This window comes from Pseudomonas sp. C2B4 (genome assembly GCF_013359695.1).
Classification (GTDB): domain Bacteria; phylum Pseudomonadota; class Gammaproteobacteria; order Pseudomonadales; family Pseudomonadaceae; genus Aquipseudomonas.
Map to the genome: position 1 here is coordinate 148,564 of NZ_JABFMU010000007.1, position 15,670 is coordinate 164,233.

The following is a 15,670-nucleotide window of genomic DNA, read 5'->3' on the forward strand; positions in this document are numbered from 1 at the left end:
TGATTCCTCGTCAATCAACGCATCAACTCACTCAACCATCGCAAAATCCGCCCGCCCCACCGGATTCGGCGTCGACCCTTTCACATTCATCCCACGCCCCGGCGCAAACCCCGGGAAGAACACCAGCCCCTCCGACTCAAACCGATATGCCAACGCCAACCGCGTGACATCCAGCACCTCACGCTTGGCCTCGAAACGCTGGATGGCCTCCACCGAAACCCCGGCTTCCTCGGACAATTCCTCCACACTCCAACCCAGCATCGCTCTGGCCTGGGCGCAGTGGGCCGGGGTGAATTGGAAAAGGGCGATACGCTCCAGGGTGATTTTCATCGCTTGAGAGGCCATGGTGTTCTCCGGGCTCGAGAGTGTTGATCAAAATATACTGTGTTTTTGTACAGTTGTTTTGAGCGCGGATCAAATTGATTTTTCGATTTTCTCTATCCCGTGCCATCCGGCCAGACGGACGGTTACTTGCCTTCCAACCCCGGCGCCTCCCGCACAATCAGGTGATCCAGATTCTCAATGTCGGCACTGAACACCCCGAACGTCTGCTCGGGGTTTTTCTTACTTGGTACCTGCTTCAACACCGGTGTCACCCCATAAAAGAAGCAATACAACTCACGCCCACTGTCGATGGCATGCTTGATCTCTTCCAGGAACGCCTTGCGCTTGCGGTAGGTGTCGATCAGCTTCTTGCTCAGGTAAACATTGACCGAATACGGCTTCTTCTCGAACCAGACCTTCTTCTCGAAGTCGATGCGAAAGCTCTGGGTGTAGTCCTTGATCTCCTTGATCCTGCCCCAGTAAATCAGCCCCTTGTTGTCCTGCAGATACTCGATCTTCTTGAAAAACGCGCCGTAGGTTGCGGTGTGCTCGCCGATCTTCAGCGGCATGCGCTTGAGCAGCTCCTTGTCGCCGAAATTCGAGACAAAACACTCGACGGGGTGGGCGAAGACATGGGTCTTGTCCGGCGCCGAATCCTGGGCTGAAGGCTCGACGTTACTGTCCGCCGAAGACGTAACCGCCTCATCCCTCGCAACGTCCGCCACCCCCGCCGGGCTGTGCGGCTTGCGCACATACTGACGCCGGGTCAGCAACAATTCCGACGGGAAATGCTCCTCACGGCTGTCATCCGCTTCGGCCTCCACCCCCGGCGCCGGCGTCTTCAGGCTCACATAAGGACAACCCTCGACATGCCGCGTAGTCGGCAGGTTCTTGAAATGCGGCGTACGCACGTAGTTCACATTCTTGGCGTTGAACGTGCCCAACCCATTCGCGGCTTCGAACGCTAAACGGCAGACATCGTTGGGGCACTGGAAATGCTCCTGGGCGGAATCGAATGCCATGGTTTCGTCGAAATTGAGATCGCGCACGTCATAGATCGACAGCTTGGCGTCGAGGCTGAGGCAGTAGGCGAGGTCGAATTTCATGGGGGCTCGAGTCCGTGAGAGGGAAGGGTATTAATAGCGGGAGGCGGGGCAGGTTGCACTCACTGTTTTCAACACCCCACAAAATCAACGACAACCTACCGAAACCGTGGAAGCGAGCCCGTTCGCGAATGCCAAAACCACCACCGCATCAAGCTAACCACCCACCTGTGGCGAGGGGATTCATCCCCGTTGGATCACGCGGTGCATCAGGCAGACCACGTTGCCTGGATTGGCGACTGTTGCGCAGCCGAACGGGACGGTGCGGCGTTCCGACAAGCACCCTCGCCACAGGTTTTTTACTTGAACAGCGAGTTCGTGCGGCCGCATTCAAGCGTTGCAGCTAAGTTGAAATAAGTATGCTGGGTCATAAATCTTTTTCCCCAACAGGTTTTCCAGAGCTCCAAGCTGCTCGTTCGTGAGGTTGTATCCTTCCCAGCCTTGTTGTTCAGCGGTCCATCCCATGATCCGTTTTACTTCCTGATCCTTTCCAGCCGGGAGCTCTTCTTCGAATGCAAGGAGCTCGTTATCTCTGTAAAAGGCTTCGATGACATAAATCATGGTTCCATGACATCACTGATGAATTTGAGGGCATTCTCTGAGGCAATTGCAGTGGGATGGCCAATCGGGTAAGGGGCCCATAAACATCCTGATTTACCACTTGTCACGATAGATGAATGCCACCTGATAGTCATAGGAGGACAAGTGAATGATATGGAGGAAATGGGGTTGAAGCGTACTGACCCAATGGAGGGCAACGTCAAAACCACCGTTGTTTATATTGTCTTCGATACGCATGCCAAGTGCCTCAATCACAGAGCCGTCATCACCCAAATCTTGCGACAACTCCTCTCCTTCGCCCAATTCGGTTTCCTTGTCGTACCATTCAAGTCTAATTTTCAGTCCCATGGACCCATCCCTTTTCAAACTACTAATCGTCTGTATTCAGGATTAGGGGAAAGCCCAGTAAGAGAAAAATAACTGTTTTCACCAAGTATTCCTGTATCGAAAAGATACCTGGTAGTCGAATTTATTTGGCTCAATTTTGTGATCAAACAAGGGTTGAATTTTTGGTATCCAGTCATTTTTTACATCGTACCCACCGTCATAAATCTCAAGCTCTTCCATGAGCCCCAAAGCATCAATGATCGAGCCGTCGTCACCAAGATCGGCCGAGTATTCTTTTCCCTCTAATGCTTCGGTTTTTTTGTCATACCAATTCAATCGGACTTTCAATCCCATAGCATCCTCACAAACACTCTTTAATACTACGTTTCTTATTTGGCGGGTTGATTTGCTCGCCTATAGCGCTTTCGCTCAGGTTTTCCTCCGTTCTCTCACTAGGGTTGCAGGCCCAACCTTTACATCAATCCAGCTATTCGAGACACACCAATTGAACTATGTTCGCCACGTCGTTCAGCTCTCTGTTGGTCCACCTTTCGAGCGTTTTCACTTGTTCCGGGGTCAGATCGTAGCCATCGAATTCATCCTCGGGATGCTGCCAGTTCATTAACGCTTTTAATTCTTCTCTACGATCACCGGAAATCTCTACGCTGAAGATCAACTCCTCGGTCTCTCTTTCGAAAACCTCTATTACGTATCTCATTTTTCTACTCTCCTTGTCGGGTCGGCGGGCTTCGTTTGCTCCCCCGTTTTCGGGTCGTATTCTCCAAGATGCTTCCCTTGTTTGGTATACAGCTCAACCTTGCCATGTTGTGAGTCCCATTCATAAATTCTTCCTGCGGAGTCCTTCCACCGTCTGCGTTTTTTACCACCTCCACGTACTGAGGTTTTCAATGGTGCGGGTCTTATATCTGGGAATGCCGGAAGTGTTGTTGGAGCTGGGTAGTACTTCAAGTCACCTGGAACGCTCAAAACAATGTAAACCGGCCTAACCCCCGACCCCACCGGAAACACCAGAATGAAATCCTTGTACTCAGGCGGGTAGATCGGATTCACGATGATGTCTGCAGCGTGTTTGTTCGGCGGAAAAACCCAGATGTGTGGCGCCTGTGGCGCAGCTTCCAGCTTGGGAATGCCGAGGATGTCGGAGCCGTCGACGGCCGGTGTCCAGATCAGTTCGATGCCATCGCCAAGATCGGCAACATATTGGCTGCCGCGGTTCGCGATCTGCACAACATCGACCATCTCCCACTCGGGGTTCTTGCCGGTGTAGAAGGCGTAGCCCTTAAGGCTGCCATCGGCTTGTTGTTCGACATGCAGGCGCATGCGGGAGCGAGCCTGTGTGAGGGCGCGCAGTTGCTCTTCGGTGTAGAGAGCACTGTCGCCCAGGCTGGATGTCCAGAACACGGCGACCAAGCCGGCCAATACCGCTGTTGTCACAGCACCAAGAGCAGCGGCGACGCCTATGGTCGGGGCGACGAGGGCTGGAGCGCGAAGTGCAAGTTGGCCAACACCCAGCGCAACGGTGGAACCGCTGATCGTCTGCAGATTCAGCAGCCCTTCATCGTCGACCTCGCGAGCGCCGAGCCAGGCGATGTCTCCGTAGTCGTTGAGGCTGTCGGTGGGCACCATCCCCGAGGGATTGGAGTAGTTGATGATCGCGTCCGGCAGCTTGCAGGATTTGGCGAAGACGCAACCGCGAGGCGTGATGTTTTGTTTTTCTTCGACAACGTTACGACTGCGCATGAATGCTTCCTGCCTGGCGAGCATGGCGTCGTATTTGGCTTGCATGGCGTCGAACACGGCCATTTCATCGGCCGTCATGTAGCGGTAGTGGGTGTGATGGCCATCACCGGATGGCGGGGTTTGAATCAGGGGGGGCTTGTTGCGAGCCACTGACTGTCCTTGTGTGTTCGTCCATCGGCAGCCCCGAATCAGGGGCTGCGCGACGTTAACGAGCGGGACAGTTTGTGGCTGTAGGATGGGTCTTTATTGACCGTAGGGGGTGTCTCGAATGTTTGGGGTGGCAGGGCAGAGCTTTTGCGACGCTCTGCTTTCCAGATTGTGCGAATTTACGACTGCTGCGCTTCCGAACGGAGCAAGCCCCCTCGCCACACAGTTCGAGTCATCTAGTCACTCGGGAATTAACCGTCCGATCTTCTTATAAAGAGAATCAGTGAACGCCTCACTGTCATTCGAATGATGGCAACGACGATGGCAGTTTGGGCACAGCGCTACGGCATTGGTAACTTGATCCGAGCCTTTTTCGGCGAGCGGCTTAACGTGGTGGACTTCCAGATAAGGCAAATCAAGCTTTTGAAACGGAGCAGGCTCATCGCAGCCTTCACACCGTCCTTCAGCTTCATTTCGAACCCAGGCTCTAACTTCGGGATCACGCACATAAACCGTACGGGAGCTTGCCGCTCGCTTCGGTTTCTTAATGCCTTTGGGCGGTTCCTTTATCTTTTGCTTTTGAAGCGCAGCAGCGCGACGTTCTAGGGTTTCTTCGTCGGCTGTTGGAGCTTTGGGGTCACCAGGCTGAACGCCTCTTTCAGTGAGCACTGCTCGAATGGATTGCTCAACATTGGAACCAACATTCTTGGCAGGTTTATAGCCCTTGATGAATTCCCTATCCATCTTCATCAGGACAGTAGAGATATTCTGCATCCGGAATTCGACAGAGCCTTTAGTGCGGGTTGGCAAGGCTGTTTCTCGCAGAGCAAGATTCTCTTCAGTCTTAACGAATTTTTGGCCGCTTTGCTCTAGCGCGAGCATCTTCAAATAGGCGTCTACTGCGGCCTTAATTTCCGAAATGCTCCAGTCGCTGTCTTTTTTCGTTGCGCTCATAGAATCGCCGAGGGTTGAAAATCCTCGGACGATACTGAGTGGCCATCACGGCTGTCTACGAAAATTCTTACAGAAAAGAGCGACAAATCTCGCAAGCGATCCTACGGACGCATCACCTAACCCATCGAATGCTTTGAGGACTGAAACGCCTGCACGACTCTGCGCCACCAGGGTTTGGTCAGCGTTGTCTGTTGCTGCGTCTGATCGTGCAACCAGTACGGCATGTCCCGCAGCCGAATCCACCCTTCATCCTGCCAATGCAGCAAGCTCAACGACATCTCCGGCCAGTCCAACAAACTCAACATCGGTCGATCCGAGTTGTTTGACACCTTCGCATCACGCAAGACTGGCACTACCTGATGAGTCAACCACTCACGCAACAAGCGATTCCCAGGAACGTAGTGATACACCAACAGTGCATACACACCTGATTCGCTGAGCATTAGCTGTTTTTCTGGTTGCCGGAAATACTCAATCCACAAAATACGGCGCTGATCTTTATCCAACTTGCTGACCCTACGATCACTCAGGTGGACACCCATCAGGCGGCCGATATCGCGGGCGCAGAACCATGGTTGGTTATCTAGCAGGAGGGCATGGAGTGGGAGGTGGTGACGGGTGAAGAGTGTCGGGGTGAAAAAATCAGGCATATCCATTACCTCTACGGTTGAAGGTGGAGAAGGCCGGAGCCCGACGTAGAGGGTCTAAGAAATCCCAACAAGCCGATTCACTCGCACACAAATCGCGCATTCATGGTTAATACCAGTATGCGTTCCCGTGTGAGGAGTTTAGCTTTCTACGTTGGGCGTTTCTTAGGCACCTGCATTTGAGCTTAGAGATGCTCTGAGGCCTCATCAATGCGGACGGCGCTGGAAATGCTGTAGGAGGTTTACCGGGTAGGTTGAGATGAGTAGGCGTTTTCTTACCGAACAAAAAAGCCCCGATCAGATCGGGGCTTTTTTTACAGTTCGGTTTGTCGATTTACATCGTCAAATCACGGCAAGCTCAGGAATCAATCCCAGCTCAGCGCACCACCGGTTTGGTATTCAATTACGCGAGTCTCAAAGAAGTTCTTCTCTTTCTTCAAGTCCATGATCTCGCTCATCCATGGGAACGGGTTAGTCGTCCCTGGGTACTCTTCCTTCAGACCGATCTGCGACAGGCGACGGTTAGCGATGAACTTGAGGTAGTCCTCCATCATCGCCGCGTTCATGCCCAGTACGCCGCGAGGCATGGTGTCGCGGGCGTATTCGATTTCCAGCTGGGTGCCTTGCAGGATCATCTGCGAAGCTTCTTCCTTCATTTCAGCATCCCACAGGTGTGGGTTTTCGATTTTGATCTGGTTGATCACGTCGATGCCGAAGTTCAGGTGCATGGATTCGTCGCGCAGGATATATTGGAACTGCTCGGCGACGCCGGTCATTTTGTTGCGGCGGCCCATGGAGAGGATTTGGGTGAAGCCGCAGTAGAAGAAGATGCCTTCCAGAACGCAGTAGTAGGCGATCAGGTTGCGTAGCAGTTCCTTGTCGGTTTCGACGGTGCCGGTTTCGAACTTCGGATCGGAGATCGAGCGGGTGTATTTCAGGCCCCAGGTGGCTTTTTTCGCGACCGATGGGATCTCGTGGTACATGTTGAAGATCTCGCCTTCATCCATGGCCAACGATTCGATGCAGTACTGGTAGGCGTGGGTGTGGATCGCCTCTTCGAACGCCTGGCGCAGGATGTACTGGCGGCATTCCGGGTTGGTGATCAGGCGGTACACGGCCAGGACCAGGTTGTTGGCAACCAGGGAGTCGGCGGTGGAGAAGAAGCCGAGGTTGCGCATCACGATGCGGCGCTCGTCGTCGGTCAGGCCTTCCGGGTTTTTCCAGAGGGCGATGTCGGCGGTCATGTTGACTTCTTGCGGCATCCAGTGGTTTGCGCAGCCGTCCAGGTATTTCTGCCAGGCCCAGTCGTACTTGAAGGGCACGAGTTGGTTGAGGTCGGCGCGGCAGTTGATCATGCGCTTTTCGTCAACGGCGACACGGGCGGAGGCGCCTTCGAGTTCGGCGAGGCCTTCGGCGACGTCGAGGGAATCCAGGGCGGCTTTGGCGCGGGCAACGGCGGCGGAGTCAGCGGCGGTCACGGCGCGGGCTTCCAGGGCGGCGGCACCGCCGGCGCTGTCGAGACGGTCCATATTGGCTTCAGCGGCGTGGCCGGCGTTGGCGCTCTTGGCCACTACTTCCGTGTCTTCTTTATCGAATTCGTCCCAGCTCAGCATGACGTGTCGTCTCCTGCGTGAGGGCCAGATTGCCCGTGTGAAATGGATGGTCTGTTTTTCACACGGCCGTACTGGCCGCGTTGGATAGCGTTTTTTGCAGCGGTACACGCAGGCAAATAAACATAATTTTGTACGGGGTCCGAGAGCCTCTGACGGGCGCGGAAATCGGTGAGGACTTCAGCGTGGGCTTCAGACTGGCTGTCATCCCTGTAAGGGAATATTGCAGGCCCGTTTAAGGCGGCATTATAGGGAAATTTTTGCGGCCGTGGTGGGGCGAATCCGCGCATGGAGCGGCCGAGAGGGCAGGTTTTTCGGTCAGAGCGAGGGTTTATGGGGCTTTGACGGGAGAAGATTTTTTTTCGTAAAAATCGCTTGAGTTTTGTTTTGATCAAGAAATGATCAAAAAAGGCCATTTTTCACTACATCTTGTGTTTCAAAACGCTTTTGGACGACTCCAGACACAACTGAGCCCGACCGAAGCCGGGCTGAAATCGACCTTCAGCTAGACGCTGAAACGGCTCGATTCGGTGCAGTCTGATCAGCCGCCGGAGCAGCCATTACCCATGACGCTGTAACGCAGAATATGACGCTGACCTTTGGAGTCGTCGTATACCATTTTGGCCGGGACTACTTCGCAAACATTCGGCACTTCGCTCATGGAGATCACTTTGGCGATGTCCAGATTCATTGAGTAAGTGTATTCCTCGATGGCGGGTTGTTGCTGTGCGACATCAGTCTGAATCTCGTCTGCCATGGCGGTTGCGCACAGGCTGCCGAGGGCCAGAACCAATAAAGCTTTCATTTAATGTTTACCTTTTTGAGGGCGAAAGGGGTCACGCAACCTTTTTGGGGTTGCGTGTGGAACTGCACTGCTTTGATTTGGGTTAACTGCCTTCGTGGGGGCTGTAACTTGGTTAACTCAGGTTGCCGGGTTGGCGAGGCGAATTTTAGGCGTGGGGGATACGTTCATATAGACGTGGTTCTGATAAACACTTTTGACAGATCCTGTAACAATCCCTGAATAACCTCTACTTCTGCAGGAGCGAGCCCTGCTCGCGATGAACCTGAGGGCTGCGCGTGATGTCAGGTTGGGCGCGTTATCGTTGACGAACATCGCGAGCAGGGCTCGCTCCTACAGGATTACGGGGCGTTTAGCAGAGCGGCGCAGGGCTAATCAGGACAGTTTGTATGGGCTTGTTACTACCATCGTCGAATGGTTCTATAGCGTCGGCCCGGCTAAAACGGAGGCCATACAAAAACAACTATTCCACCGAGGTAAGAAAGATGAGTGCGGCTTCCCTGTATCCCGTTCGTCCCGAGGTTCTGGCCAATACGCTGACTGACGAGGCGACCTACAAGGCCATGTACCAGCAGTCGGTCGTCAACCCGGACGGTTTCTGGCGCGAGCAAGCCAAGCGCCTCGACTGGATCAAGCCTTTCACCACGGTGAAGCAGACGTCCTTCGACGATCACCATGTCGACATCAAGTGGTTCGCCGATGGCACCCTGAACGTTTCCTACAACTGCCTCGACCGTCATCTGGCCGAGCGCGGCGATCAAGTCGCAATCATTTGGGAAGGGGACGACCCTTCCGAAAGCCGCAACATCACCTACCGCGAACTGCATGAACAAGTCTGCAAGTTCGCCAACGCCCTGCGTGGCCAGGACGTGCACCGCGGCGACGTGGTGACTATCTATATGCCGATGATTCCCGAAGCCGTGGTCGCCATGCTGGCCTGTACCCGGATCGGCGCGATTCACTCGGTGGTGTTCGGCGGTTTCTCGCCGGAAGCCCTGGCTGGCCGCATCATCGACTGCCGCTCGAAAGTGGTGATCACCGCCGACGAAGGTATTCGTGCCGGCAAGAAGATCCCACTCAAGGCCAACGTCGACGACGCGCTGACCAACCCGGAAACCAGCAGCATTCAGAAAGTCATCGTATGCAAGCGCACCGGTGGCGACATCAAGTGGAACCAGCATCGCGACATCTGGTTCGAAGACCTGATGAAAGTGGCGGGCACCGTTTGCGCGCCGAAAGAGATGGGCGCCGAAGAAGCGCTGTTCATCCTTTATACCTCCGGCTCCACCGGCAAGCCGAAGGGCGTGCAGCACACCACGGGCGGCTATCTGTTGTACGCGGCCATGACTCATGAGCGCGTGTTCGACTACCGTCCGGGCGAAATCTACTGGTGCACCGCCGACGTCGGCTGGGTCACCGGCCACAGTTACATCGTCTACGGCCCGCTGGCCAATGGCGCGACCACACTGCTGTTCGAAGGCGTGCCGAACTATCCGGACATCACCCGGGTGGCGAAGATCGTCGACAAGCACAAGGTCAACATCCTCTACACCGCGCCGACCGCGATCCGCGCGATGATGGCGTCGGGCACTGCCGCCGTAGAAGGCGCCGATGGCAGCAGCCTGCGCCTGCTCGGTTCGGTGGGAGAGCCGATCAACCCGGAAGCCTGGGATTGGTACTACAAGAATGTCGGCAAGTCCCGTTGCCCGATCGTCGATACCTGGTGGCAGACCGAAACCGGCGGCAACATGATGAGTCCTCTGCCGGGCGCCCACGGCCTCAAGCCGGGTTCCGCGGCACGTCCGTTCTTCGGCGTGGTGCCGGCCTTGGTGGACAACCTGGGCAACATCATCGAAGGCGAGGCCGAGGGCAACCTGGTGATTCTCGATTCGTGGCCAGGCCAGGCGCGTACGCTGTACGGCGACCATGACCGCTTTGTCGATACCTACTTCAAGACCTTCCGTGGCATGTACTTCACTGGTGATGGCGCCCGTCGCGATGCCGATGGCTACTACTGGATCACCGGTCGGGTGGACGACGTGCTTAACGTTTCCGGCCACCGCATGGGTACCGCTGAGATTGAAAGCGCGATGGTCGCTCACCCGAAAGTCGCCGAAGCGGCGGTGGTCGGGGTGCCGCACGACATCAAGGGGCAGGGCATTTATGTCTACGTCACCTTGAACGCCGGTGAAGAAACCAGCGAGCAATTGCGCCTGGAGCTGAAGAACTGGGTGCGCAAAGAGATTGGCCCGATTGCTTCGCCGGATGTCATTCAGTGGGCGCCGGGGCTGCCGAAAACGCGTTCGGGCAAGATCATGCGCCGGATCCTGCGCAAGATTGCGACGGCGGAATACGAAGGGCTGGGGGATATTTCCACCCTGGCGGATCCGGGTGTGGTGCAGCATTTGATTGATACACACAAGACGATGAATGTTGCTTAAGTAGCGTTTGAAGTCATCGAAGCCCTGCCAGGTGTGAGTCTGGTGGGGCTTTTTGTTGCCTGGGGGTTTTGTGTTGTCTGGTCGGGCCTCTTCGCGAGCAGGCTCGCTCCCACAGTTAACCGAGGTGCCTCGTCGGGCGCGGTCCAATGTGGGAGCGAGCCTGCTCGCGAAGGCGATCTATCAGGCACCCAATAAACAACAGCCAATAATTATCGGCTTACCCTGTAGGGGCTTTCCCACTGTTACCTGTCAGTTTTCAAGTAACTGAATGTGTAACCGCTCGCCGCCGATACGGGGCATTGGGAAACGCAAAATGCCAGCAAGGGTGCATTTGCGGTGCTCAAAAAAATAACACCCCACGCCAAGCTTGCCGGATTAGAAGGGTTTGCCAATAATAGGCCCACAATTTGCAACATGTATCGGTTCACTGTCTTTTGCCTTCGCATGATTTTGCAAGGCTGTCAACGTGCTCAAACGGCTTTCTCGGTGCTTCTGTAACTAGTTGTCGCATTGAAGAAATATCGGTCTCGGGCCTGTCGTTAGAATGCCGATCATTCGCTCGTCGTTGTCCGTGTTGAAAATTCGCACGCGCAATGTAGGACGCAGCAACGCTTTCCGGTTCCACTCATTCGCATATTGGGCTGTCGCTCACTCTGCCGTTTTAGCCCTTTTCCGATGGAGTCCCAAGATGAAGAAACTCGTGCTGCTTGGCGCCCTGGCACTGTCCGTGCTGTCCCTGCCAACCTTCGCCGATGAAAAACCTCTGAAAATCGGTATCGAAGCGGCTTACCCTCCGTTCGCGTCCAAGGCACCGGACGGCAGCATCGTGGGTTTCGACTACGACATCGGCAACGCTCTGTGCGAAGAGATGAAGGTCAAGTGCGTTTGGGTCGAGCAAGAGTTCGACGGTCTGATCCCGGCACTCAAAGTGCGCAAGATCGACGCGATCCTGTCGTCCATGTCGATCACTGAAGACCGCAAGAAGTCCGTGGACTTCACCAACAAGTACTACAACACCCCGGCGCGCCTGGTCATGAAGGCCGGCACTCAGGTCAGCGACAACCTGACCGAGCTCAAAGGCAAGAACATTGGCGTGCAGCGCGGTTCGATCCACGAGCGTTTCGCCCGTGAAGTCCTGGCTCCGCTGGGTGCCGAGATCAAACCATACGGTTCGCAGAACGAAATTTATCTGGATGTGGCTGCCGGTCGTCTCGACGGCACCGTGGCAGACGCTACGCTTCTGGATGACGGTTTCCTGAAAACCGACGCTGGCAAGGGTTTCGCGTTCGTGGGGCCTGCTTTCACCGACGTCAAATACTTCGGTGACGGCGTAGGTATCGCGGTTCGCAAGGGCGACGCGCTGAAAGACAAGATCAACACCGCGATTGCCGCCATCCGCGAGAACGGCAAATACAAGCAAATCCAGGACAAGTACTTCGCCTTCGATATCTACGGCAAGTAACACGTCCGGGCAACAAGTCAGAAATGGCGCAAGCAACAGGATCTCTGAGGTTTGCGCCATTTTTTCATCCCAACTTTCGAGGACCTGAATCATGTTGAAAGGCTACGGGGCTGTCATCCTCGATGGCGTTTGGCTGACGCTTCAGCTCGCCTTGTCGTCCATGGCCCTGGCCATTGTTCTGGGCCTGATCGGCGTCGCGCTGCGTCTGTCGCCGGTGCGCTGGCTGGCCTGGCTGGGCGATCTGTATGCCACGGTGATCCGCGGGATTCCCGATCTGGTGTTGATCCTGCTGATCTTCTACGGCGGCCAGGACATGCTCAACCGCGTCGCGCCGATGCTGGGCTATGACGAGTACATCGACCTGAACCCACTGGTAGCCGGTATCGGCACACTGGGTTTCATCTTCGGGGCCTACCTGTCGGAAACCTTTCGCGGCGCGTTCATGGCAATCCCCAAGGGGCAGGCTGAAGCCGGCATGGCTTACGGCATGAGCGGTTTCCAGGTGTTCTTCCGGGTGTTGGTGCCGCAGATGATTCGCCTGGCGATTCCGGGCTTTACCAACAACTGGCTGGTACTGACCAAGGCCACTGCGCTGATTTCGGTGGTGGGTCTGCAAGACATGATGTTCAAGGCCAAGCAGGCGGCCGATGCCACCCGTGAGCCTTTCACCTTCTTCCTCGCAGTGGCGGCGTTGTACCTGGTGATTACCAGCGTCTCGTTGCTGGCACTGCGTCACCTCGAGAAGCGCTACTCGGTAGGCGTAAGGGCGGCTGAGCTATGATCTTCGACTACAACGTCATTTGGGAGGCTTTGCCGCTGTACCTGGGCGGCCTGGTGACTACCCTCAAATTGCTCGCGCTGTCGCTGTTCTTCGGCCTGTTGTGTGCGTTGCCGCTGGGCTTGATGCGCGTCTCGAAAAACGCCGTGGTCAACATGACCGCATGGCTCTACACCTATGTGATTCGCGGCACGCCGATGCTGGTGCAGCTGTTCCTGATCTACTACGGTCTGGCGCAATTCCAAGCGGTGCGAGAGAGCTTCCTGTGGCCATGGCTGTCCAGCGCCACCTTCTGTGCGTGCCTGGCGTTCGCCATCAACACCAGCGCCTACACCGCTGAAATCATCGCCGGCAGCCTGCGGGCCACGCCGAACGGCGAGATCGAAGCGGCCAAGGCCATGGGCATGTCGCGGGTCAAGATGTACAAGCGCATCCTGCTGCCGTCGGCCCTGCGCCGGGCGCTGCCGCAGTACAGCAACGAAGTGATCATGATGCTGCAGACCACCAGTCTGGCGTCCATCGTGACCCTGATCGACATCACCGGTGCCGCGCGCACGGTCAACGCGCAGTTCTACCTGCCGTTCGAGGCCTACATCACCGCCGGCGTGTTCTACCTGTGCCTGACCTTCATTCTGGTGAAGCTGTTCAAGCTGGCCGAGCGCCGCTGGCTGGGCTACCTGGCTCCGCGGAAGCACTGATATGGAACGCATTGACCATGCATTGCCGTGGAGCCACCTCGGTAGCGAGCGCCATGTTTCGGTGTTCCGCTTCGGCAGTGGCGAGCGCAAGGCCTACATCCAGGCCAGCCTCCACGCCGATGAACTGCCGGGCATGCGCACGGCCTGGGCGCTGAAGAAGCGCCTGGCCGTACTCGAAGCCCTGGGCCTGCTCAATGGTGTGATCGAACTGGTGCCGGTGGCCAACCCGCTGGGTCTCGGTCAACTGCTGCAGGGCAATCATCAAGGGCGCTTCGAGGCGGGCAGCGGCAAGAACTTCAACCGGGATTTCGTCGAGCTCAGCGCACCTGTGGCCGCGCAACTCGATGGCCATCTGGGCGATGATCCCCACGCCAATATCCGTTTGATCCGCCAGGCCATGAGCGATCATCTGGCAGCATTGCCGCCGGCCAGCAGCCAATTGCAGGGCATGCAGCGCGTCTTGCTCAGCCATGCCTGCACCGCCGATGTTGTATTGGATTTGCACTGCGACGCCGAAGCGGCGCTGCACATGTATGCCTTGCCGCAGCACTGGCCGCAGTGGCGTTCGCTGGCGGCGCACCTGAACGTGAAGGTCGGCCTGCTGGCGGAAGACTCTGGCGGCAGCTCCTTCGACGAAGCCTGTTCGCTGCCGTGGTTGCGCCTGTCGCGCCTGTTCCCCGACGCGCAGATTCCGCTGGCGTGCCTGGCGACTACCATTGAATTGGGTGGTCAGGCCGACACTGGCCGCGCTGAATCCGAAGCGCACGCCGAAGGCATTCTGGCGTTCCTCGCCGAGCAAGGCCTGATCAGCGGTGAGTGGCCGAACGCGGCGCACGAACCTTGCGAAGGCCTGCCGTTCGAAGGCACCGAATTGCTGTTCGCGCCACACCCTGGCGTGGTGAGTTTCCTGCGTAAACCCGGCGAGTGGATTGAAGCCGGTGATGAGCTTTTCGAAGTGATCGATCCGCTGGCGGATCGGGTCAGCACGGTGTGTGCTGGTACGTCCGGGGTGCTGTTTGCCATTGAACGGCTGCGTTACGCCCAACCCGGTTTCTGGCTGGCCAAGGTGGCGGGGCGCGAAGCGCTGCGTCACGGGCGCTTGCTCAACGACTGACTGACTGCTTTTTGTGAGAACCGACCGCATGTACAAACTTGAAGTCCAAGACCTGCATAAACGCTATGGCAGTCACGAAGTGCTCAAGGGCGTGTCCCTGAAAGCGGCGGCTGGCGATGTGATCAGCATCATCGGCTCCAGTGGCTCCGGCAAAAGTACCTTCCTGCGCTGCATCAACCTGCTGGAGCAGCCGCACGCGGGCAAGATCCTGCTCAACAATGAAGAGCTGAAACTGGTGGCGAACAAGGACGGCGCGCTGAAGGCTGCCGACCCGAAACAGCTGCAACGCATGCGTTCGCGCCTGTCGATGGTGTTCCAGCATTTCAACCTGTGGTCGCACATGACCGCGCTGGAAAACATCATGGAAGCGCCGGTCCACGTGCTGGGTGTGTCCAAGGCCGAAGCCCGTGAAAAGGCCGAGCACTACCTGAACAAGGTCGGCGTGGCGCATCGCAAGGATGCTTACCCGGGCCACATGTCCGGCGGTGAACAACAGCGCGTGGCGATTGCCCGGGCGCTGGCGATGGAACCTGAGGTGATGCTTTTCGACGAACCGACTTCGGCACTGGACCCGGAGCTGGTCGGCGACGTATTGAAGGTGATGCAAGCCCTGGCCCAGGAAGGCCGGACCATGGTGGTGGTGACCCACGAAATGGGCTTCGCCCGTGAAGTGTCGAACCAGCTGGTGTTCCTGCATAAAGGTGTCGTCGAAGAAAGCGGTAACCCGCGTGAAGTGCTGGTGAACCCGAAATCCGAACGCTTGCAGCAATTCCTCTCGGGCAGCCTCAAGTAATCAAGACTGCCGTTGTGCACCGGGATAGTGCATGCTTCGCAGTCTAAAGGCTGGCCCTGATCCCCGGTGGGAGAGTCTGGTCCTGCCCTGTGGGAGCGAGCCTGCTCGCGAATGCGGTGTGACATCCAACGCAGATGTCGACTGATCC

The 15,670-nt window shown here is 56.5% G+C and carries 17 protein-coding genes; 6 read left to right on the forward strand and 11 right to left on the reverse strand.

Annotated elements, in window-relative coordinates:
• Nucleotides 1–27 precede the first annotated feature (27 nt).
• From HNQ83_RS08260 to HNQ83_RS08310, 11 genes are all read right to left on the reverse strand, one after another.
• Nucleotides 28–345, reverse strand: coding sequence for a helix-turn-helix transcriptional regulator (locus HNQ83_RS08260; RefSeq protein WP_175388497.1), 318 nt, complete (start codon nt 343–345; stop codon nt 28–30).
• Nucleotides 346–467: 122 nt separating this feature from the next.
• Entirely contained in the window at nt 468–1,430 is a 963-nt protein-coding gene (locus HNQ83_RS08265) for a hypothetical protein (protein ID WP_175388498.1), read from the reverse strand.
• A gap of 327 nt (nt 1,431–1,757) precedes the next feature.
• Nucleotides 1,758–1,988 (reverse strand): hypothetical protein, encoded by a 231-nt coding sequence (locus HNQ83_RS08270; RefSeq protein ID WP_175388499.1) that lies wholly within the window; start codon nt 1,986–1,988, stop codon nt 1,758–1,760.
• Between the two features lie 93 nt (nt 1,989–2,081).
• Nucleotides 2,082–2,336, reverse strand: a complete 255-nt coding sequence (locus HNQ83_RS08275; protein ID WP_175388500.1) for a colicin E3-like toxin immunity protein — start codon at nt 2,334–2,336, stop codon at nt 2,082–2,084.
• Nucleotides 2,337–2,414: 78 nt separating this feature from the next.
• Nucleotides 2,415–2,669, reverse strand: a complete 255-nt coding sequence (locus HNQ83_RS08280; RefSeq protein ID WP_175388501.1) for a colicin E3-like toxin immunity protein — start codon at nt 2,667–2,669, stop codon at nt 2,415–2,417.
• A 133-nt stretch (nt 2,670–2,802) separates the two neighbouring features.
• Nucleotides 2,803–3,033: a hypothetical protein gene (locus tag HNQ83_RS08285; protein WP_175388502.1), complete on the reverse strand. Its 231-nt coding sequence runs from the start codon at nt 3,031–3,033 to the stop codon at nt 2,803–2,805.
• Nucleotides 3,030–4,226 (reverse strand): colicin E3/pyocin S6 family cytotoxin, encoded by a 1,197-nt coding sequence (locus tag HNQ83_RS08290; RefSeq protein ID WP_175388503.1) that lies wholly within the window; start codon nt 4,224–4,226, stop codon nt 3,030–3,032. The genes HNQ83_RS08285 and HNQ83_RS08290 overlap by 4 nt, the downstream gene beginning before the upstream one ends.
• A gap of 237 nt (nt 4,227–4,463) precedes the next feature.
• Nucleotides 4,464–5,177, reverse strand: coding sequence for an HNH endonuclease signature motif containing protein (locus HNQ83_RS08295; RefSeq protein ID WP_175388504.1), 714 nt, complete (start codon nt 5,175–5,177; stop codon nt 4,464–4,466).
• A gap of 116 nt (nt 5,178–5,293) precedes the next feature.
• Nucleotides 5,294–5,827 (reverse strand): Bro-N domain-containing protein, encoded by a 534-nt coding sequence (locus HNQ83_RS08300; protein ID WP_175388505.1) that lies wholly within the window; start codon nt 5,825–5,827, stop codon nt 5,294–5,296.
• Between the two features lie 362 nt (nt 5,828–6,189).
• Nucleotides 6,190–7,437: a ribonucleotide-diphosphate reductase subunit beta gene (locus tag HNQ83_RS08305; protein ID WP_175388506.1), complete on the reverse strand. Its 1,248-nt coding sequence runs from the start codon at nt 7,435–7,437 to the stop codon at nt 6,190–6,192.
• Between the two features lie 538 nt (nt 7,438–7,975).
• Nucleotides 7,976–8,239 carry a DUF2790 domain-containing protein gene (locus HNQ83_RS08310; protein WP_175388507.1) on the reverse strand — a complete coding sequence of 88 codons (264 nt, stop codon included), beginning with the start codon at nt 8,237–8,239 and terminating at the stop codon, nt 7,976–7,978.
• 482 nt (nt 8,240–8,721) lie between these two features.
• On the opposite strand from HNQ83_RS08310, the gene acs reads away from it, so the two are divergent.
• From acs to HNQ83_RS08340, 6 genes are all read left to right on the forward strand, one after another.
• On the forward strand, nt 8,722–10,677 hold the full coding sequence (acs, locus tag HNQ83_RS08315; RefSeq protein WP_175388508.1) for an acetate--CoA ligase: 1,956 nt from the start codon (nt 8,722–8,724) through the stop codon (nt 10,675–10,677).
• 688 nt (nt 10,678–11,365) lie between these two features.
• On the forward strand, nt 11,366–12,139 hold the full coding sequence (locus tag HNQ83_RS08320) for an ABC transporter substrate-binding protein (RefSeq protein WP_175388509.1): 774 nt from the start codon (nt 11,366–11,368) through the stop codon (nt 12,137–12,139).
• Between the two features lie 91 nt (nt 12,140–12,230).
• On the forward strand, nt 12,231–12,920 hold the full coding sequence (locus tag HNQ83_RS08325; RefSeq protein WP_175388510.1) for an ABC transporter permease: 690 nt from the start codon (nt 12,231–12,233) through the stop codon (nt 12,918–12,920).
• Nucleotides 12,917–13,615: an ABC transporter permease gene (locus HNQ83_RS08330; protein WP_175388511.1), complete on the forward strand. Its 699-nt coding sequence runs from the start codon at nt 12,917–12,919 to the stop codon at nt 13,613–13,615. Before HNQ83_RS08325 ends, HNQ83_RS08330 begins: the two co-directional genes overlap by 4 nt.
• A gap of 1 nt (nt 13,616) precedes the next feature.
• Nucleotides 13,617–14,729, forward strand: a complete 1,113-nt coding sequence (locus tag HNQ83_RS08335; RefSeq protein WP_175388512.1) for a M14 family metallopeptidase — start codon at nt 13,617–13,619, stop codon at nt 14,727–14,729.
• A gap of 28 nt (nt 14,730–14,757) precedes the next feature.
• A complete protein-coding gene (locus HNQ83_RS08340; RefSeq protein WP_175388513.1) occupies nt 14,758–15,522 on the forward strand; it encodes an ABC transporter ATP-binding protein in 765 nt (254 codons plus the stop codon).
• The last annotated feature ends 148 nt before the right edge of the window (nt 15,523–15,670 follow it).